Source organism: Chryseobacterium sp. 22543, assembly GCF_052044565.1.
In the GTDB taxonomy this organism is placed as follows: domain Bacteria; phylum Bacteroidota; class Bacteroidia; order Flavobacteriales; family Weeksellaceae; genus Chryseobacterium.
Window position 1 is genome coordinate 92,603 of sequence record NZ_JBQENH010000008.1, and the last position, 18,246, is coordinate 110,848.

The window sequence follows — 18,246 nt, forward strand, 5'->3', positions numbered from 1 at the left end:
CTAAAAATTTTCTTATTACAACATATATTTCTATACATTTTGTAACATTTAATTCACTTTTCGTACTAATTGATAAACAATTTCTAAATTTTATGAAAAAGCGACTTCTTTCTGCTGCTGCCGTAGCTTTCTTCGGGCTAATGCTGAATGCACAGCAAATCAAATTCGAAGAGTATGACCTTCCCAATGGTCTTCACGTAATTCTTCATCAGGATAACTCGGCGCCGGTTGTAACAACAGGTGTAATGTACCATGTAGGTGCAAAGGATGAAGTAAAAGGCAGAACAGGTTTTGCTCACTTCTTTGAACACCTTTTATTTGAGGGAACTCCTAATATCAAAAGAGGAGACTGGTTCAAGATTGTTTCTTCCAACGGAGGACAGAACAATGCCAACACCACCAATGACAGAACGTATTACTATGAAACATTCCCTTCTAACAACGAACAGCTTGGACTTTGGATGGAAGCTGAAAGAATGCGTCACGCGGTAATCAATCAGGTAGGTGTAGATACACAGAGAGAGGTTGTAAAAGAAGAGAAAAGATTAAGAATGGACAACCAGCCTTATGGAAATCTTTTCACAACTATTCAGAAAAATTTATTTACCAATCACCCGTACAACTGGCCTACAATCGGCTCTATGGAAGATCTGAATTCTGCTAAACTAGAAGAATTCCAGGCGTTCTACAAGAAGTTTTACGTACCGAATAACGCCACTTTGGTTGTTGCAGGAGATATCAAACCTGAACAGACTAAAAAATGGATCGAAACCTATTATGGAGGAATTCCAAAAGGAACTTTATATCCAAAAGATTTCCCTAAAGATACTCCTATCACTCAGGAAAAAGAAGTAACGGCAACAGACCCGAATATCCAGCTTCCTGCTTATGTTTTCGCGTACAGAACTCCGGCTAACAAAGAGAAAGATGCTTATGTTTTAGATATGCTTTCTTCTTATTTAAGTAATGGAAAATCTTCGGTTTTATATAAAAAATTAGTTGATCAGGACAAAAAAGCACTTCAGGTAGCTGCTTTTAACCAAGGGCTGGAAGATTACAGTATTTTCGCCTTCTTCGCGATCCCGATGGGACAGACTACAAAGCAGGCTTTACAAGCTGACATTGATGCTGAAATCAAAAATCTTCAGACTACATTAATCTCTGAAGATGATTATCAAAAACTTCAAAACCATTACGAAAATCAGTTTGTAAATGCTAACTCAAGCATTCAGGGAATTGCTGCTTCATTGGCAACCAACCACGTATTGATGGGTGACACGAATTTGATCAATAAAGAAATCGACATTTACAGATCTATCACAAGACAGGATCTTCAAAATGCTGCTAAAAAGTATCTTAATTCCAACCAAAGAATAATCATTAACTACGTACCTGAGAAAAAGTAATCATTTCAACTTTTAAGGTTACAATATGATTATTAAAAATTAAATTTTTACAAATGAAAAAGCAATTAACATATATAGCTGCAGCGTTTTTCTTTACAGGAATGGTTTCAGCACAAAAAATAGATCTTAATGCAATGCCGAAGCCGGGACCTACTCCTGCGATTAACATTGCTAAGCCAAAAACTTTCCAGCTAAGCAACGGTCTTACAGTAATGGTAGTTGAGAACAACAAGCTGCCAAGAGTAAGTGCAAGCCTTTCTATGGACAGACCTCCTTACAATGAAGGAGCTGTAACTGGGGTAAGCGGAATCATGGCTGAACAGTTTGAAAACGGAACTACGAATATCTCCAAAGATGATTTCAACAAAAAAGTGGACTACCTTGGGGCAAATCTTAATTTCTCTTCAGGAGGTGCTTCTGCCAACTCACTTTCAAAATATTTCCCTGAAGTATTAGGCCTGATGGCTGATGCAATTATTAATCCTAAATTCTCTGCTGAGGAAATTCAAAACTCTAAAGAAAGAGCTATTGAAGGATTAAAATCTGAGGAAAAAAATGCTTCTTCTATCGCGGAAAGAGTTTCAAACGCTTTGATGTATGGAAAAAATACTTCAAGAGGTGAATTTGAAACTGTTGAATCGATTAACAAAATCCAGCTTGCTGATGTACAGAACATCTATAAAAAATACTACGCTCCGGACAATGCTTATTTAGTAATCGTTGGAGACGTAAAGTTTGACCAGGTAAAACCTTTGATCGAAAAGGCCTTCAATAGCTGGAAAAAAGCAAATACCCCTGTTACACAATTAGAGCCAGCTTCTAATGTTGCGAAAACAGAAATTAATGTAGTGGATGTTCCTTCTGCTGTACAGTCTGTTGTTTCTCTAAACAACCTGAACACGTTGAAAATGAAAGATGCCAATTATTTCCCTGCAACAATTGCCAATTACATCCTTGGAGGTGGTGGTGAAGCAAGACTTTTCATGAACCTTAGAGAGAAGAACGGATTTACTTACGGTGCTTATTCAAGTATGGTAGCAAGCAAGTATTCTCCTGAATTTTCTGCAAGTGCGAGTGTAAGAAATGAGGTTACAGACAAAGCGGTTAAGGAATTTATGAATGAACTTAATGCTATTTCTACGGTAAAACCAGAAGAATTGGCAAATGCAAAAGCAAAGCTGAAAGGTTCTTTCATCATGTCCTTAGAGCAGCCTGCAACTATTGCAAGGTTTGCATTGAACCAAAAAGTTCAGGATTTACCAGCTGATTTCTACACCAATTACCTGAAATCTATCGATAAAGTAACAGCTGCAGATGTTTCAAATGCTGTTAAGACTACCATTTTACCAAACCAAAGCAGAATTTTCATTGCAGGTAAAGCATCTGATATTTCTGAAGGATTGGAAAAATTAGGTTACCCTGTAAAATATTTTGATAAGGATGCAAATCCTGTTTCAAAACCAACTGTACAAAAAGTAGATGCAAGTGTAACGGTTGCCTCTATTGCAGATAAATACATCAATGCTATCGGAGGAAAAGCTAATTTGGCTAAAATTACTTCATATACTACGAATGCTTCAATGTCTATGCAAGGACAAAACATCGATTTTAAAATCGTTAAAGCACAAGGCGGAAAGGAGCTGACAACTGTAACAGCAATGGGACAGGTTGTTCAGAAGCAGGTATTTGATGGGAAAACCGGTTATTCTATGCAGATGGGACAAAAAATTGACATCACACCGGAAGAAATTGCTGAAAAACAAAAGAACCCGGAGCTTTTTGAAGAATTAGGTTTTGCAAAATCTGCTGATTATAAATTAGGAGGAATTGAGAAAATCGGAGGTGAAGATTCTTATGCAATTAAAAGTGGAGATACAACGTATTACTACAGCGTTGCAACAGGATTAAAAACCGGAGAAACAAAAAAAGTAAAAGCAAAGGGCCAGGAAGTGACAATCCCTACAACATTCTCTAATTACAAAGATGTAGAAGGGGTAAAAATGCCATATACAATCTCTGTAAGCCAGATGGGAATGGATATGACCATGAATGTAAAGTCTTATGAAATAAATAAGGCTACTGATGCTGATTTTAAATAATAACATCCAATTTTTATAGAAAAAACGGCAACAATTGTTGCCGTTTTTATTTTTATCAACATTTAGCGATATCTTTCTTTGTCATTCAGTAAAAAAAGATTAAATTTGCCATTCAAAAAGATATCAGAATTAATGGATACTATATTTACACTATTGATGGTTCTTGTTATGGTTGCCAGCGTTTTATTGGTAATTATCGTTATGGCACAAAATCCAAAAGGAGGAGGCCTTTCCAGTACATTCGGAGGTGCATCATCTGCACAGTTTGGAGTACAGAGAACCAATGATTTCATGGAAAAAGCAACATGGACTCTAGGCGGAACTATCATCGTTCTTATTCTTTTAAGCGTTGTTATTACAGGAAAGCCGTCTCAGATAGCTCCTACACAAAAACAACCAGTGAAGAAAGAAGCTCCTGCAAAACAGTCAGCTCCTGCTTCTTCTACAACAACCCCGGCACAAACTCCTGCAGCACCGGCAAAATAAGAAGAATACCATCTTATATAAAACAAAAGCAACTCCAATTGAGTTGCTTTTTTATTTTAACTTGATCTTTTCAATCTGATAGCGAAGTTTCAGCCCTGCCTTTAAAAATGAATATTGTACAGGCTTCGATTCTTTATAATATTTATCAATAAAGATCTGCATGGCTCCATAAAATCTCTTGAGATATACTTCATTCTTAATAGTGCTTTCTCCTTTGTGATGAAGAATAGAAACTTTACCATAATAGAAGTTTTTGTAACCGTTTCTTAAGAAAGTATAGCAAAGATCAATATCTTCTCCATACATAAAATAAGCTTCATCCAGCCCTCCTATTTTTTCGTAAACGTCTTTTTTAGCCAGTAAAAAAGCGCCTGTCATAACTTCTATTTCAGCAACCGCATTTTCCTCAATGTCGTTTCTGTAATAAGACTTGGAATTATTCTTTTTAAAATTTGTAAACAGCTTTTCAAAAGAGTTAAACATATCCGGAACAGAACGTTTACTTTCAGGAAGAAAATTACCTTCCACATCATGCATCCTCACTCCCAGACATCCGAATGCAGGCTGAGAATCGGCAAAATCCAGAAGTTCCTTCATATAAAACCCTTCAAATTCTGTATCAGGATTCAAAAGTAAAATATATTCTCCTTTTGCTGCCTGAATCGCCCGGTTGTTCGCTTTTGAAAAACCTCCGTTTATTTCAGAAGATATAAAATGTACGCCAGGAAACTCGGGAATAAGATCTGTCCAGGAATTGTCTGTAGAAGCATTATCAATAACAATCACTTCATAGTCTATCTCCTGTATATATTTCTGAAGTGACAAGAGGCAGCTTCTGAGCAATTGTGCAACATTATAATTAACGATAATAACAGACAGCTTCATATTAATCCTTTTCGTTATATGGCAGCCTGTTGATAATGGATCTTCCTAAAGAAATTTCATCAGCATATTCCAGTTCATCTCCTACTGAAATTCCTCTTGCAATGCTGGAGAAATTCACATTGAAACTTTTAAATTTCTTATAGATATAATACGCTGTTGTATCTCCTTCCATCGTGGCACTCAATGCGAAAATAAATTCCTTCACCTTTCCATCATTCAATTTCTTTTCAATACTTGGAATATTTAACTGCCCGGGTCCTACTCCTTCCATTGGAGAAATTTTTCCGCCCAGGATCAGATACTTGCCTGTATATTTTCCGGTATTCTCAATAGCAATTACATCCCGTACATCTTCAACGATACAGATCAGTTCACCATTTCTCTTTTCATTGCTGCATATTTCACAGATGTCAAAATCTGAAAAATTATGACATTCTTTACAATATTTTATTTCATTGACAAGGTTAATCAGGGAATTTCCAAGACTTACAGCTCTGGAATTGGGCTGCTTCAACAAATGCAGTGCTAATCTCAATGCGGTTTTTCTTCCAATCCCAGGCAGTCCCGAAATCTCGTCTACCGCCTTTGCCAATACTTTACTTGGATAATCCATAGGTACAAAAATAAGGATTAAAGTTGATAATTAATAGTGAATAGTCAATCGTCAGTTCGCTTCGCTTGTGAATTTTTATACAGTATAATAAATTTTTAACGCTGAGCGCGCTAAGATGTCTAAAGGTTAAAAAAATGATTGCAAAGGCGCTTTACTCAGCAATAAGAAAACTTGTATCTCAGCTGAACGAAGTGCCTTTGTGAACAAAACATATAAAAAGAGTAAACAACCCTTGCGAACTCAGCGTTTAATTTTATTTTTCACAAAAATCACCTTATAAATTTCCGTCAACACAATGTCTCAATATGATATTTTAAATTTCACCCATACCTGAGAACTCTAAAAAAACCTTTATATTTGCGGCTTAAATTAAATATGAAAAAAATTAACTAACATGGTACTTAACAATCTTAACTATCCTCTGGATTTCAAATTCAAAATCACTACTTTAGCAAGTGACTTCAATATTACTGACAAAAACGGAAATTATGTAGCGTATGTGCGTCAGAAAATGTTCAAGTTGAAAGAAGATGTTATCGTTTTCAATGATGAGAGCAAGTCTAAGGAACTTTTCAGAATCAAAGCTAATAAATGGATAGATTTCAACGCTTCGTATTCTTTGAATGATCTTATTGACAATAAAAACTTCGGTAGACTGGCAAGAAAAGGAATGCGTTCTATCTGGAAAGCAAGTTACGATATTCTGGATGCCCAAGATCAGCCTAAGTTTAAAGTTCAGGAAGACAGTGCATGGGTGAGATTCTGGGACAGCTTTGTAGGAGAACTTCCTATCATCGGAATGTTCACAGGATATTTCCTTAATCCATCTTATACGGTGACTGGTATTGATGGGAAAGCTTATTTTAAACTTAAAAAAATGCCTTCATTCTTCGGAAGAAGATTCCAGCTGGACAGACTGATCGATATTGATGATGAAGAAGAAAGTTTAGTAATCCTTTCTTTATTAATGATGACACTTCTTGAAAGAGCAAGAGGGTAAGAAAAATAATAAAACCACAAACACATGAAATATTTAATCATTTTATTTTCCGCATTTCTATTGGTAGCCTGCAAAAAGGAAAAAGAAACGGTTTCAGGTTCTCCTTCTGCCGATTCTTTACCTATTGCAAAAGATTCTGCTTCAACAGGTACATCTTCTGGAAATATTCTGGTGGGAACCATTCCGTTTCCTAAAGAAATTAAAGAATGCTCCTGCTATTTTGCGATAAGCAAAACTGATTTTGAAAATGAAAGATACATCTACGCAGATGATGCCGGAAAAACTGCTTACATGATGCTGGATGGCAAAAGACTGGCTCTGAATCTCATCTCTTCAAGTGATATGGAGGTAGATGAATTGCTTACCAAAGAAATAGAAAATGATGATTACAAAATTTCCGTAAAAGGTAAAAAAATAAAAGGCGAAGAAGCTTTACTGTTTGAAGGGACCCTGACTATAGAGAAACCAGACGGAACTACATTTACGACTCCGATCTATGGAGAGTGTGGATGTTAATAAAAGCGAAATCATACAACAAAAATGCTTCTGTATCTCACGGAAGCATTTTTTATTTTGTAAATTTGAGAAAAATAAAATTCAATGGAATTATCTAATATAGAACCGCAGATTATCTGGAAAAATTTCTCCAGATTAAATGCTGTTCCAAGACCTTCAAAAAAGGAGGAAAAAGTAATAGCTTTTATCAAGGGATTTGGTGAAAATTTAGGACTGGAAACTACGGTAGATGAAGTAGGAAACGTTATTATTAAGAAACCTGCCACTGCTGGCATGGAAAACCGTAAATCTATTGTGCTTCAATCGCACCTTGATATGGTTTGCCAGAAAAATAACGATGTTAATTTCGATTTTGAAACAGAAGGAATCAAAATGGAGATTGACGGTGACTGGGTAAAGGCAAAAGGAACTACTTTAGGAGCTGATAATGGTTTAGGAGTAGCAACCATTATGTCTATTCTTGAAAGTTCAGATATTCCACATCCTGCATTGGAGGCTCTTTTCACTATTGATGAAGAGACTGGAATGACGGGTGCTTTAGGACTAAAGCCAGGGCAACTGACAGGACAAATTCTATTGAATCTTGATACTGAAGAGGATGATGAGATTGATATTGGCTGTGCAGGAGGTGTTGACGTAACTATCACTCAAAACTATGCTGCAGAAGCTCCAAAAGGACAAATTGTAAGACTTGAAGTAAAAGGTCTTCAGGGTGGACACTCCGGAATGGATATTCATAAAGGTTTCGGAAATGCCAATATTATTTTGGGTAGACTTCTTTACAGCGGTTTAGAAAATCAGAATATTGAATTGGTTTCTATCGACAGCGGAGGTCTGAGAAATGCAATTCCTAGAGAAGGTGTAGCTCTAATTTCTGTGAGAAATACTCAGGAATTTATAGAAAACGTAACGATTCTTAAGAAAGATATTTTAGAAGAATTTGCGACTGTAGAGCCGGGAATTCAGATCAATATTGAGAACTCCACGTCTTCTGACAAAGCAATTTCAGAAGGAGATTCTAAAAAAGTAATCCTTACTCTAAAAGCTCTTCATAATGGAGTATACAGAATGAGTCCGGATGTGGCTGATCTTGTAGAAGCTTCTAATAACGTAGCAAGAGTAGAATTGAAAGTTGGAGAACTTAAGATTTTAAACCTTACAAGATCTTCTGTAGATTCTTCAAAATATTCAGTGGCAGAACAATTGAAATCTGTAGCAGAATTGGCTGGAATGAATGTTGAATTCAGCGGTTCATATCCAGGATGGAAGCCAAAACCAGGTTCAGAGATCGTACAGCTGATGGAGAAACTTTATACTGAGAAGTTCACTGAAAAACCTCATGTAGTAGCTTGCCATGCAGGTCTTGAATGTGGTATCATTGGAGCCAACTATCCTGAAATGGAAATGGTAAGCTTTGGACCAACGATCAGAGGGGCTCACTCTCCTGATGAAAAAGCGAACATTCCTTCAACTCAGAAATTCTGGAGTTTCCTGAAAGATATTTTAGCCAATATTCCTCAGAAATAGAACATTAAAATTACTATATTGAATATCCAAAGTCTTATGATTTTGGATATTTTTAGTTTTAATTGAAATAAAAATGCTTCGACAGGCTCAGCATGACACAGCTAAAAATTCATCTCAAAAAAAAGTTAGTATTAGAGATGTCATGCTGAGCTTGTCGAAGCATCCAAACCATAAAAAAACCTTATACAATGAAAAGTATCACCGTATTCTGCGGCTCAAGTTTTGGCACAGATAAAATTTATGAAGAACAGGCATTTTTGCTGGGACAAACCTTAGCTAAACAAGACATACAGCTCATTTATGGCGGTGCTGATGTTGGCCTGATGGGAACGATTGCTGACGCAGCATTGAGTGAAAATGGCAACGTCATTGGAGTCCTTCCCCACTTTTTACAATCCAAAGAAATTGCTCACAAAAATCTGACCGAACTCATCATCGTGGAAACCATGCACGAAAGAAAAACCAAAATGAATGAACTCTGCGATGGTGTTATCGTTCTTCCCGGTGGCTACGGTACATTGGAAGAGTTTTTCGAGATGATCACCTGGGCACAGCTTGGCCTTCACAAAAAACCAATCGGAATTCTGAATATTGACGGATTTTATGATGATCTGATCAAACTGGTTCAAACCATGGTAGATAAAGGGTTCTTGAAGCAGATAAACAGTGATATGCTGCTGATCAGCGACACTATAGATGACTTACTGGAAAAGATGAGAAATTATCAGGCTCCTACGGTTGGAAAGTGGATTTCTAAGGAAGAAATTTAAAAACTAATATTATTTACAAACTTGAAAATGGATCTAATAGAATTTAATAAAAGAGTAAAAGAAACCTTTCCTCCCTTTAAAAATAAACATTTATCGGGAAGTATTTTAAAAATAACTGAAGACTATTTAAATGAATTTTATTCCCTAGTCGCTGAAATTGATGAAAATATATATAGACATGAGGTAAAAGAATATATTTAAAAAAAGATAAAACAACAAAATGAACAAATTTTACAGTCAATACAGTTTTTTTTAGAAGGAGACATCATCAATTATTACCTCACCATTTATAACGCTTTTTTTAACGGAGATGTAGGATTAAAAAATATTTTTTATAAAATGATCCCATCAAGACAACGATTCTTTAGATTAAGAACAAATATTCCAAATAAGAAATTCAAAAATAATGAAATGTTTCATATTCCTTTTGAAGAAATTCGAAGAACTGGAAACCAAAGATTTTCATTATCAGGACATCCTGCTCTTTATCTAGGAAATTCTTCCTATATATGCTGGGAAGAACTTTCAAATCCTAGTTTAGAAACTTGTAATTTTTCGGTTTTAAGGAATAATGAAGAAGTGACTTTATTTGATTTAACACCTCCTTTAGAAATAACAAAATTTGAAGATATTTTAAGATATCCATTAATTATTTCATCTTCAATAAAATTCACAGATAATACATTTACTTTTAAACCTGAATATATAATACCTCAAGCAACTTATTTTTCATTACTTAAATTTAATAAGGATTTATTAGCAAAAAAAGTTAATATAAATTATATAAATAAACTAGATGGAATTATATATTTATCAACACATATTTCACAGGAACTATTATTTTCTGATTTAAATTTAATGTATAATTATGTATTACCTGTTGAAAATATTGTAGAAAAAGGATATTGTGAAAGATTAAAGAAATTATTTTCTATTTCAGAGCCAAAGTCAATTAATGATCTATGGCTAAAATTTCCTCACTTGTTTTTAGAAAAAACAAATTATAAAGAAGAGTATGAATTATCGATATTTAATACAATCGAGAAATATATTTGTGGTCAAACAGTCCCTAAATCTTTGATTGATTAATATAAAAACAAAACCCGTCCGAAAAACTCGGACGGGTTTCTTATTAAGATTAAAAAATATTTTCTAAGGATAAGGAGCAATTTCCACTTCGAGCCCTTCCATTGCATCGGCAATATGTAGCTGGCATCCCAATCTGCTGTTTTCTTTCACATGGAAAGCTTCACACAACATAGCATCTTCTTCATCTCCCATTGGTTCCAGACCAGGATCATTGATTACATATACCTGGCATGAAGCACACATCGCCATTCCTCCACATACACCAATAGTACCTTCTTCTGCCAATTCATAGGAACGGATAATTTCCATTAAGTTCATGGACATATCCGTAGGAGCTACGACATCATGGGTTACCCCTTCTCTGTCGGTAATTTTAATATTAACGTCTGACATAATTCTGCAAAATTAGTCAATTTTTTTCACAACTGCCTTCTCTGCTTCTTTACGGCTTCCGTCGAATCCGTCAACACCACTTACCGTTGTATATTTTAATACGAATTTTTTACCAGGATTCAGTCTGTTGTAAACACTCTGACACATCAAAGTAGCTTCGTGGAAACCACAAAGGATCAACTTCAGTTTTCCAGGATAGGTGTTGATATCTCCAATTGCATAGATTCCGTCAATGTTCGTCTGGTAATCTAAAGCGTTATTTACAACGATTGCATTCTTCTCGATATTTAATCCCCAGTTTCCGATCTCTCCCAATTTTGGAGTCAATCCGAATAATGGAATAAAATAATCTGTTTCAATATCATAAGCTTCTTGACCATCAACCTGTACCGTGATCGCTTCTACTTTTCCGTCACCTTTAATAGCTGTAACTTCTGCTGGAGTGATTAATTTAATCTTCCCCTGATTCTTCAGGTCCTGAACTTTTTCTACAGAATCCAAAGCGCCTCTGAATTCATTTCTTCTGTGAATCAATGTAACTTCGCTTGCAACATTTGATAAGAAAACACTCCAGTCAAGAGCAGAATCACCACCTCCGGCAATAACTACTTTTTTATTTCTGAAATGCTCAGGTTCTTTCACAAAGTACTCAAGGCCTTTTTCTTCGTAATCTGCAATATTATCCATCGTAGGTTTTCTAGGTTCAAAAGTACCTAAACCACCGGCAATGGCAATAGCTTTACATCTGTGAACAGTTCCTTTGTTGGTAATCACTTCAAACCATTCATCATCTACTTTAGTATAAGAAACAGCGGTTTCTCCCAAAGTGAATCCAGGCTGAAACTGCTTGATCTGTTCCATTAAATTATCCACCAATTCTCCAGCATTCACTGAAGGATAACCTGGAATATCGAAGATAGGTTTTTTAGGATACAGTTCTGCCAACTGCCCTCCTGGCTGTGGAAGCGCATCAATAATATGGCACTTCATTTTTAATAAACCAGCTTCAAAAACTGCAAAAAGTCCTGTAGGTCCCGCACCTATGATCAATATATCAGTGGTTATCATAATATTTAAGATAATTTAATTATACATGTAACTGCAAATTTACTAATTTTAATGCGAAGCATATTTAATTGATTCTAAATAAAAACCTGAGATTTGTCAAATATCTATCATTTAAGATTTTAAATTTGGCAATGTTTTTGTAAATGTCTTGTTATGAAGAAAATTTTAAACCTTTTTGCAGTATTTATATTCTTTTTAGGCTCAGCCCAGATTGATAACATCGCAGACGGAGAATCTATCACTCTCAGAATACATTACGGCTTCCTTAACGCAGGAACAGCGAACCTTACTACAAAACAGACCAATTACAAAGGGATTCCCCATCTGTATGTAAAAGGAACAGGACAGACTACCGGCGCCGTAAAAGCATTCTTCAAGGTGGAAGATTTATATGAAAGTTTCATCAATACCCAAACAGGATTACCAAGTTTCTACGTCAGAAATGTACGTGAAGGAAGCTATCGCCAGCATTTTGAAACGGTTTTTAATCACGATAATAATACATTAATTTTAACAGATAAAAAAACTCCTGCCAATGGCTCTAAGGTTCTAAAATCAGTAAAAGGGGTTCAGGATATGCTTTCATGTTTTTACTATTTAAGGAGTAAAAGCCCGGATGAATTGAAGGTGGGAACCATCATCAATATGAATGTATGGATTGATGACGAGATGTTTCCATTTCAGTTAAAAGTAACAGGAACAGAAAATTTAAAGACAAAATTCGGTACCATCAATTGTTTAAAGATTATTCCATCTGTAAAAAGCGGAAGAGTATTTAAAGAAAAAGAAGGCGTAACTATGTGGGTTTCCAATGATGCCAATCATATTCCAATGCTGTTGAAAGCTGAACTGGCAGTAGGTTCACTGAAAGCCAGTATTGATGATTACAAAAACGTAAAATATCCTTTAAAGTTCAGCAAATAACAATTGTAAGTTTTTAAAGATACAGCCTGTAAATTTTACAGGCTTTTTTTATTGCTGATGTAATATATCCTTAACACGGATTGTCTTAATAATAGAGGCAGATAAAAGAGCTGCAGCATGTCAATACTTCCATTGGATCCGAACCGAAGTATAGATATAAGAGACAGACACGTGTAAATTTTTCAATAAGATTAGTTTTTAATTACGTTTTGTTTCTTAGGTCAGTAATTAAAAACAAAAAACCTCCGGAGCTCCGGAGGTTTGATTTTTTATAGTGTTTTGAACTGTTCGAGTGTTCTGATATCATTTTCAAAGAACATTCTGATGTCACTCATCTGGTAAAGAAGCATTGTAATTCTTTCAATTCCCATTCCGAATGCATATCCTGAATATTTCTCAGAATCGATATTCACATTTTTCAGTACGGCAGGGTCTACCATTCCGCATCCCATGATCTCCAGCCATCCTGTTCCTTTTGTAATTCTGTAATCTGTTTCAGAGTTTAATCCCCAATACACATCAATTTCAGCACTCGGCTCAGTGAACGGGAAGAAAGAAGGTCTCATTCTGATCTTAGATTTTCCGAAAAGTTCAGTAGTAAAGAACTGGATTGTTTGCTTTAAATCTGCAAAACTTACATTCTCATCAATATATAATCCCTCAATCTGGTGGAAGATACAGTGAGAACGTGAAGAGATGGCTTCATTTCTGAAAACTCTTCCCGGAGATAAAATCCTGATTGGAGGCTGATTTTCTTCCATAAAACGAGTTTGTACAGAAGATGTATGTGTTCTCAAAAGAATATCAGGATTCTGCTCAATAAAGAATGTATCCTGCATATCTCTTGCCGGGTGATATTCCGGAAGATTAAGTGCCGTAAAGTTATGCCAGTCATCTTCAATCTCTGGTCCGTCTGCTACTGCAAAACCAATAGATTTAAAGATTTCAATAATTCTGTTTTTCACCAGATTAATTGGGTGTCTTGAACCCAATTCCAATGGAAATTCAGGTCTTGTAAGATCTTCTTTTTCTACGACAACAGAAGATTCAGAAGAATTTTTCAAATCTTCCAATTTTACAGCAACTGCCTGTTTCAAAGTATTGATCTTCTGTCCGAAATCTTTCTTCTGGTCGTTAGGAACTTCTTTTAATGTTTCGTAAAAATCATTAAGAACCCCTTTTTTACCGTTGTACTTGATTCGGAAGTTTTCGATATCTTCCCTAGAGGTAGCATTGAAGCCGTTTACTTCGATCAGTAGTTCTTCTATCTTTTCTATCATTATTTTACCCTTTCAAAATGTTTTGCAAAAATACGATTTTAAGTTGAATAATAAGTCCGTCAAAAAAAAATCTGCCTCTTTTTCGGGAGGCAGACTTCAATCACTTATTTCACTTAAATAAAAAAATTATTTCTTTTCTAAAGCTTTAACGTTGATCTGAAGAGTCACCTCGTCTTTAATCACACCGTTTTCAGCAGGAGCCTGGAACTTCACCCCAAACTCTTCTCTTTTGATATCCTTTGGTTCAGTAGCTACACTTACCACTCCGTCTTTTACAGAAACATTAGCCTTAAACTGAACGGATTTTGTAATTCCTTTAATTGTTAAATTACCATCCAAAAGAGTATTATAATCACCTTCTGTAGCCGGAGTAACTTTTGTAATTTCATAAGAAGCCGTTGGAAATTTTTCAACTTCAAAGAAATCGCCGCTCTTCAGGTGGCCATTTAATTTTTCCATATCTTCCGGACTGTCTTTCAAATCCACAGAAGTTAATGAGTTCATATCAGCAACGAATTTTCCGCTTTCCAGTTTTCCGTCTTTCACTGTCACATCTCCGCTTTCAAACCTGATTGTTCCAAAATGACTTGTATTCTCAGATTTAAAAACTTTATATCCCTTCCATTCAACTTTACTGTTTAGCGTATCCAAAGTGAACTGGCTACCTTCTTTGGTAGTCGTCACCTCATTACTCTCACTGGTAAGCGGTTTATCTTTTTTACAAGAAACCATTACAGCAGCAACGAATAAAGCAGGAATCGCTATCGAAAACAGTTTTTTTCTCATTTTTGATTTATTTTTATTAGTTCCGCTAATATAATAAAAAAAATTATGTTTTCATAAAAACCTTACATTTGTAATATGCTATTAGAAATAAACAATTTATTTTTCTCTCATAACAAAGAAAATCCCCTGTTTCAGAACCTTAATCTAAGGTTTGAAGAAAACAGAATTATAGCTCTTGCAGGAGAAAGCGGATGCGGAAAATCCACTCTTCTCAATCTTATTTATGGTCTTCTTGATTGGGAAAGTGGAGAAATTATTTTTAACGGAACAAAGCTTTTGGGACCGAAAGGAAATCTTGTTCCCGGAGAACCGGAAATGAAATTCGTAGCACAGAATTTTGATCTTATGCCTTATGCTACAGTTGCCGAAAACGTAGGAAAGTTTATTTCTAATATCAATTTAAAACAAAAAAAAGAAACCGTAACGGAACTTCTGGAAGTGGTGGGTCTTCAGGAATTTGCGAACGTACTTCCCAAATATTTAAGTGGTGGACAACAGCAGAGAGTGGCCATTGCCAGAGCATTGTCTGTACTTCCAAAGCTCCTGATTTTAGACGAACCATTCAGTAATCTGGATTTTCCGAGAAAAATTGAGCTTCGAGAAAGACTTTTCAGATATGTAAAGCAGCATGGAGTTTCTTTAATTATCTCTACTCACGAACTTCAGGAGATTATGCCGTGGCTGGATCAGATTGTTATTCTTCAGGACGGAAGACTAATTCAGAATGACAGTCCGGAAGAGACCTACAGACACCCTTACAACTCTTATGTTGCAAAATTATTCGGAGAAGTGAATATTTTCAGTGAAAACGAGGCTGAAGACTTCCAGCTTCCCAAATTCTCTTATTATCCCAAAGAAATCAAAATTACAGAATCCGGCCTCGAAGCCGAAGTTCTGGAAAGCAGATTTGCAGGAAACTATTATTGGAATAAGCTAAGAACAAAGGAAAAAGAACTTGTAGTTTATACAGATGAGAGCATATCAGGATCTATAAATATTTCATTTATTTAAAGACAAAAAGGCAGGGCTATTATTATATACGGGACATTTTCCCTTTTCTCTGTGTTTTACATAACTTATACATTTACTTACACTTATCTATAAAAAAAATACAAACATAAGAATTGGTTATTCAAACTTTTTCTTACATTTGTACTTCCAAAGCTTAAGGAAATTTTTGGTTATTTCTCTTTCTGCCTTCCAGACGGACATTAGCAATCTTGCAATTAAGTCTTAGAAAGATTACACTGTCCAATTTTTTCCTTTTCTTATTTTTAAGACATAAGAAAACAGTAATTTCTTATGCTTTCTTTACAAACTCTGATTTAAGAGCCATTGCCCCGAAACCATCAATTTTGCAGTCAATATTATGATCACTTCCTGGTCTTAAACGGATATTTTTCACTTTGGTTCCTGCTTTTACCGGTTTTGGAGCTCCTTTTACAGGAAGATCTTTTACTACGACTACAGAATCTCCATCCTGAAGTTCGTTTCCATTTGAATCTAATATTTTTCCTTCGTTAGCTGCTTCAGTAGCCGCTTCTGCAGGATCCCATTCGTGGAAACACTGGGAACAGACCATCATATTATCGCTCGGATAGGTAAACTCAGAGCTGCATTTCGGACAAAGTACTGTATCACTCATATTTTTAATTTTTTGCAAAGGTAGAGCTTTTTGGAGGTTGAAGTCAAGTGCAGTATAATTACTGTTGAAAAGTCAAACTAAACGCTATCGTTCGCAAAGCTTGATTAAAAATATTATACTTCGTTCGCAAAGTCACTTCGTTCAGCCAGAATATCAGTTTAATCATTGCTAAGTGAAACGCCTTTGCGATCCTTCTTAAAAAACTATAAGATTTCTTAGCGGTCTTTGCGTTAAAATTTATTTATACTTATAAAAATCTACAAGCTAAGCGGATTGACCATTCACTATCACCATCAGCCTGCCATTCTTAAACTCTCACATCCCAAATTCCAAACTCTCAATTAAAAGTCGTATTTTTGCAGATTCAAACAGCGAAGCAAACTTATGGAACTTATTCACAGAAACTTGGCAATCGGAATTCACGATGCCTTACAGGAGACATTTTTTGAGAAAAACAAATATGCAGATAAAGTTATTGAAAGACTTTTGAAAGCAAACAGAAAATGGGGAAGCCAGGACAGAGCTGTTGTTTCTGAAATTTTTTACAATATTATCCGTTGGAAAAAACGTCTTGAATATTATATGGGGGAAGGTGTAAAGCCCAACAACATTTACAAGCTTATCATCGCCTATTTACTTTGGAGTAAAACCAATTATAAAAAGTTTGAAGAATTTGACGGAATCAAAATTGCCGACATTCTTACCAAACTTAAAAAGAATACAGTTCCTACAAAAGCAATAGAGCATTCTATTCCTGAATGGCTTGCTGAAACTCTTGAAAAAGAACTTGGAGCTAAATGGGAAAGAGAAATGATTGCTTTGAATGAGCAGGCACCCACTGTTTTAAGAGCAAATTCTTTAAGAACAACAACAAAAGAACTTATTTCTGACCTTACTGATGAAGGTGTTGTTTCTTTTCCTATTAAAAATTATCCTGATGCTGTTCAGTTAGAAGAGAAGAAGAATGTTTTTCTTACCACAGCGTTTAAAGAAGGATTATTTGAAGTTCAGGATGCTTCTTCTCAAAAGATTGGTTATTTCCTTGATGTGCAGGAAGGACAAAGAGTGGTAGATGCATGTGCAGGTGCAGGAGGAAAAACACTTCACTTAGCAGCATTAATGAAAAACAAAGGCCAGATTATTGCCCTGGATATTTTCGAGTGGAAACTTGCCGAATTGAAGCGTCGTGCCAAAAGAGCTGGCGCCCACAATATTGAAACCCGTATGATTGCCGATAATAAAGTAATCAAACGTCTTCATGAAAAGGCTGACAGACTTCTGATTGATGCCCCATGTTCTGGTCTTGGAGTTTTAAAAAGAAATCCGGACAGTAAGTGGAAAATTGATCAGGACTTTATTGACAGAATTAAAAAAGAACAGCAGCAAATCCTTCAGGACTATTCTAAAATGCTTAAAAAAGGAGGAAAAATGGTATATGCAACATGTTCTATCCTTCCATCTGAAAACAATCTGCAGGTAGACGAATTCATCAAAAACAACCCCGGATTCAAAATGATTAAGGATGAAAAAGTAATGCCTAGCGAGGGTTATGACGGATTCTATATGGCTTTGATTGAGAGAATTTCTTAATCCAAACCCAATAACAATATATAAAACTACTCTATTTTTTGGAGTAGTTTTTTTTTATTTAAAAATCTTTCTAAAAAAATGTAACATTTTTTGTAACATTTAAAGCACATTGTCTACTAACTGTATAGATTAAACCGGTTTTATGCTCTGGAAACTTTAGAATAACTTT

General features: G+C 35.4%; 19 protein-coding genes. 12 read left to right on the forward strand and 7 right to left on the reverse strand.

What is annotated here, in order from left to right; genetic code table 11:
- The first annotated feature begins 92 nt into the window (after window positions 1–92).
- The 3 genes from ACTJIP_RS21490 to secG all read left to right on the forward strand — a co-directional run bounded on the left by ACTJIP_RS21490 (window position 93) and on the right by secG (window position 3,991).
- The gene (locus ACTJIP_RS21490) at window positions 93–1,406 is read left to right on the forward strand and encodes a M16 family metallopeptidase (protein WP_440705077.1); all 1,314 of its coding nucleotides are present in this window, start codon (window positions 93–95) and stop codon (window positions 1,404–1,406) included.
- A gap of 53 nt (window positions 1,407–1,459) precedes the next feature.
- Complete coding sequence (locus ACTJIP_RS21495) at window positions 1,460–3,505, forward strand: M16 family metallopeptidase (protein WP_440705078.1); 2,046 nt, start codon at window positions 1,460–1,462, stop codon at window positions 3,503–3,505.
- A 132-nt stretch (window positions 3,506–3,637) separates the two neighbouring features.
- The gene (gene secG, locus ACTJIP_RS21500) at window positions 3,638–3,991 is read left to right on the forward strand and encodes a preprotein translocase subunit SecG (RefSeq protein ID WP_428169141.1); all 354 of its coding nucleotides are present in this window, start codon (window positions 3,638–3,640) and stop codon (window positions 3,989–3,991) included.
- A gap of 51 nt (window positions 3,992–4,042) precedes the next feature.
- Here secG and ACTJIP_RS21505 read toward each other — a convergent pair whose 3' ends face one another.
- Window positions 4,043–4,882, reverse strand: a complete 840-nt coding sequence (locus ACTJIP_RS21505) for a glycosyltransferase family 2 protein (protein ID WP_440705096.1) — start codon at window positions 4,880–4,882, stop codon at window positions 4,043–4,045.
- The gene (gene recR, locus ACTJIP_RS21510) at window positions 4,878–5,489 is read right to left on the reverse strand and encodes a recombination mediator RecR (protein ID WP_034697032.1); all 612 of its coding nucleotides are present in this window, start codon (window positions 5,487–5,489) and stop codon (window positions 4,878–4,880) included. Before recR ends, ACTJIP_RS21505 begins: the two co-directional genes overlap by 5 nt.
- A 394-nt stretch (window positions 5,490–5,883) precedes the next feature.
- Between recR and ACTJIP_RS21515 the strand changes: the two genes are divergently transcribed.
- The 6 genes from ACTJIP_RS21515 (at window position 5,884) to ACTJIP_RS21540 (ending at window position 10,391) form a co-directional block, all read left to right on the forward strand.
- The gene (locus ACTJIP_RS21515; protein ID WP_077414063.1) at window positions 5,884–6,489 is read left to right on the forward strand and encodes a hypothetical protein; all 606 of its coding nucleotides are present in this window, start codon (window positions 5,884–5,886) and stop codon (window positions 6,487–6,489) included.
- 24 nt (window positions 6,490–6,513) lie between these two features.
- Entirely contained in the window at window positions 6,514–7,005 is a 492-nt protein-coding gene (locus ACTJIP_RS21520) for a hypothetical protein (RefSeq protein ID WP_077414062.1), read from the forward strand.
- An 84-nt stretch (window positions 7,006–7,089) separates the two neighbouring features.
- Window positions 7,090–8,532, forward strand: coding sequence for an aminoacyl-histidine dipeptidase (locus ACTJIP_RS21525; protein WP_440705079.1), 1,443 nt, complete (start codon window positions 7,090–7,092; stop codon window positions 8,530–8,532).
- A 188-nt stretch (window positions 8,533–8,720) separates the two neighbouring features.
- Complete coding sequence (locus ACTJIP_RS21530) at window positions 8,721–9,302, forward strand: TIGR00730 family Rossman fold protein (RefSeq protein WP_440705080.1); 582 nt, start codon at window positions 8,721–8,723, stop codon at window positions 9,300–9,302.
- Between the two features lie 27 nt (window positions 9,303–9,329).
- On the forward strand, window positions 9,330–9,503 hold the full coding sequence (locus tag ACTJIP_RS21535; protein ID WP_440705081.1) for a hypothetical protein: 174 nt from the start codon (window positions 9,330–9,332) through the stop codon (window positions 9,501–9,503).
- 138 nt (window positions 9,504–9,641) lie between these two features.
- The gene (locus ACTJIP_RS21540; protein WP_440705082.1) at window positions 9,642–10,391 is read left to right on the forward strand and encodes a hypothetical protein; all 750 of its coding nucleotides are present in this window, start codon (window positions 9,642–9,644) and stop codon (window positions 10,389–10,391) included.
- Window positions 10,392–10,454: 63 nt separating this feature from the next.
- On the opposite strand, the gene ACTJIP_RS21545 is transcribed toward ACTJIP_RS21540, so the two are convergent.
- The gene (locus ACTJIP_RS21545) at window positions 10,455–10,784 is read right to left on the reverse strand and encodes a ferredoxin (protein WP_440705083.1); all 330 of its coding nucleotides are present in this window, start codon (window positions 10,782–10,784) and stop codon (window positions 10,455–10,457) included.
- Between the two features lie 12 nt (window positions 10,785–10,796).
- Window positions 10,797–11,852, reverse strand: coding sequence for an NAD(P)/FAD-dependent oxidoreductase (locus ACTJIP_RS21550; protein WP_077414059.1), 1,056 nt, complete (start codon window positions 11,850–11,852; stop codon window positions 10,797–10,799).
- A 153-nt stretch (window positions 11,853–12,005) separates the two neighbouring features.
- On the opposite strand from ACTJIP_RS21550, the gene ACTJIP_RS21555 reads away from it, so the two are divergent.
- Window positions 12,006–12,776, forward strand: coding sequence for a DUF3108 domain-containing protein (locus tag ACTJIP_RS21555; protein ID WP_077414057.1), 771 nt, complete (start codon window positions 12,006–12,008; stop codon window positions 12,774–12,776).
- Between the two features lie 269 nt (window positions 12,777–13,045).
- Here the strand turns inward: ACTJIP_RS21555 and pheS are convergent, their stop codons facing one another.
- Window positions 13,046–14,056: a phenylalanine--tRNA ligase subunit alpha gene (gene pheS, locus ACTJIP_RS21560; RefSeq protein WP_077414055.1), complete on the reverse strand. Its 1,011-nt coding sequence runs from the start codon at window positions 14,054–14,056 to the stop codon at window positions 13,046–13,048.
- 126 nt (window positions 14,057–14,182) lie between these two features.
- A complete protein-coding gene (locus ACTJIP_RS21565) occupies window positions 14,183–14,842 on the reverse strand; it encodes a YceI family protein (RefSeq protein ID WP_440705084.1) in 660 nt (219 codons plus the stop codon).
- A gap of 75 nt (window positions 14,843–14,917) precedes the next feature.
- Here ACTJIP_RS21565 and ACTJIP_RS21570 point away from each other — a divergent pair, with 75 nt between their 5' ends.
- On the forward strand, window positions 14,918–15,853 hold the full coding sequence (locus tag ACTJIP_RS21570; RefSeq protein WP_077414052.1) for a sulfate/molybdate ABC transporter ATP-binding protein: 936 nt from the start codon (window positions 14,918–14,920) through the stop codon (window positions 15,851–15,853).
- Between the two features lie 289 nt (window positions 15,854–16,142).
- On the opposite strand, the gene ACTJIP_RS21575 is transcribed toward ACTJIP_RS21570, so the two are convergent.
- Window positions 16,143–16,487, reverse strand: coding sequence for a zinc ribbon domain-containing protein YjdM (locus ACTJIP_RS21575; protein ID WP_077414050.1), 345 nt, complete (start codon window positions 16,485–16,487; stop codon window positions 16,143–16,145).
- 384 nt (window positions 16,488–16,871) lie between these two features.
- Between ACTJIP_RS21575 and ACTJIP_RS21580 the strand changes: the two genes are divergently transcribed.
- Entirely contained in the window at window positions 16,872–18,077 is a 1,206-nt protein-coding gene (locus tag ACTJIP_RS21580) for an RsmB/NOP family class I SAM-dependent RNA methyltransferase (protein ID WP_077414049.1), read from the forward strand.
- The last annotated feature ends 169 nt before the right edge of the window (window positions 18,078–18,246 follow it).

Excerpts from the sequence above, each read along its gene's own strand:
- ACTJIP_RS21580 (WP_077414049.1), top strand. The coding sequence starts at position 16,872 with ATGGAACTTATTCACAGAAACTTGGCAATCGGAATTCACGATGCCTTA.
- ACTJIP_RS21540 (WP_440705082.1), top strand. The coding sequence starts at position 9,642 with ATGATCCCATCAAGACAACGATTCTTTAGATTAAGAACAAATATTCCA.
- ACTJIP_RS21530 (WP_440705080.1), top strand. The coding sequence starts at position 8,721 with ATGAAAAGTATCACCGTATTCTGCGGCTCAAGTTTTGGCACAGATAAA.
- ACTJIP_RS21490 (WP_440705077.1), top strand. The coding sequence starts at position 93 with ATGAAAAAGCGACTTCTTTCTGCTGCTGCCGTAGCTTTCTTCGGGCTA.
- recR (WP_034697032.1), bottom strand. The coding sequence starts at position 5,489 with ATGGATTATCCAAGTAAAGTATTGGCAAAGGCGGTAGACGAGATTTCG.
- ACTJIP_RS21525 (WP_440705079.1), top strand. The coding sequence starts at position 7,090 with ATGGAATTATCTAATATAGAACCGCAGATTATCTGGAAAAATTTCTCC.
- ACTJIP_RS21550 (WP_077414059.1), bottom strand. The coding sequence starts at position 11,852 with ATGATAACCACTGATATATTGATCATAGGTGCGGGACCTACAGGACTT.
- ACTJIP_RS21515 (WP_077414063.1), top strand. The coding sequence starts at position 5,884 with ATGGTACTTAACAATCTTAACTATCCTCTGGATTTCAAATTCAAAATC.
- ACTJIP_RS21520 (WP_077414062.1), top strand. The coding sequence starts at position 6,514 with ATGAAATATTTAATCATTTTATTTTCCGCATTTCTATTGGTAGCCTGC.
- ACTJIP_RS21545 (WP_440705083.1), bottom strand. The coding sequence starts at position 10,784 with ATGTCAGACGTTAATATTAAAATTACCGACAGAGAAGGGGTAACCCAT.
- ACTJIP_RS21565 (WP_440705084.1), bottom strand. The coding sequence starts at position 14,842 with ATGAGAAAAAAACTGTTTTCGATAGCGATTCCTGCTTTATTCGTTGCT.
- ACTJIP_RS21495 (WP_440705078.1), top strand. The coding sequence starts at position 1,460 with ATGAAAAAGCAATTAACATATATAGCTGCAGCGTTTTTCTTTACAGGA.
- pheS (WP_077414055.1), bottom strand. The coding sequence starts at position 14,056 with ATGATAGAAAAGATAGAAGAACTACTGATCGAAGTAAACGGCTTCAAT.
- ACTJIP_RS21555 (WP_077414057.1), top strand. The coding sequence starts at position 12,006 with ATGAAGAAAATTTTAAACCTTTTTGCAGTATTTATATTCTTTTTAGGC.
- ACTJIP_RS21535 (WP_440705081.1), top strand. The coding sequence starts at position 9,330 with ATGGATCTAATAGAATTTAATAAAAGAGTAAAAGAAACCTTTCCTCCC.
- secG (WP_428169141.1), top strand. The coding sequence starts at position 3,638 with ATGGATACTATATTTACACTATTGATGGTTCTTGTTATGGTTGCCAGC.
- ACTJIP_RS21570 (WP_077414052.1), top strand. The coding sequence starts at position 14,918 with ATGCTATTAGAAATAAACAATTTATTTTTCTCTCATAACAAAGAAAAT.
- ACTJIP_RS21575 (WP_077414050.1), bottom strand. The coding sequence starts at position 16,487 with ATGAGTGATACAGTACTTTGTCCGAAATGCAGCTCTGAGTTTACCTAT.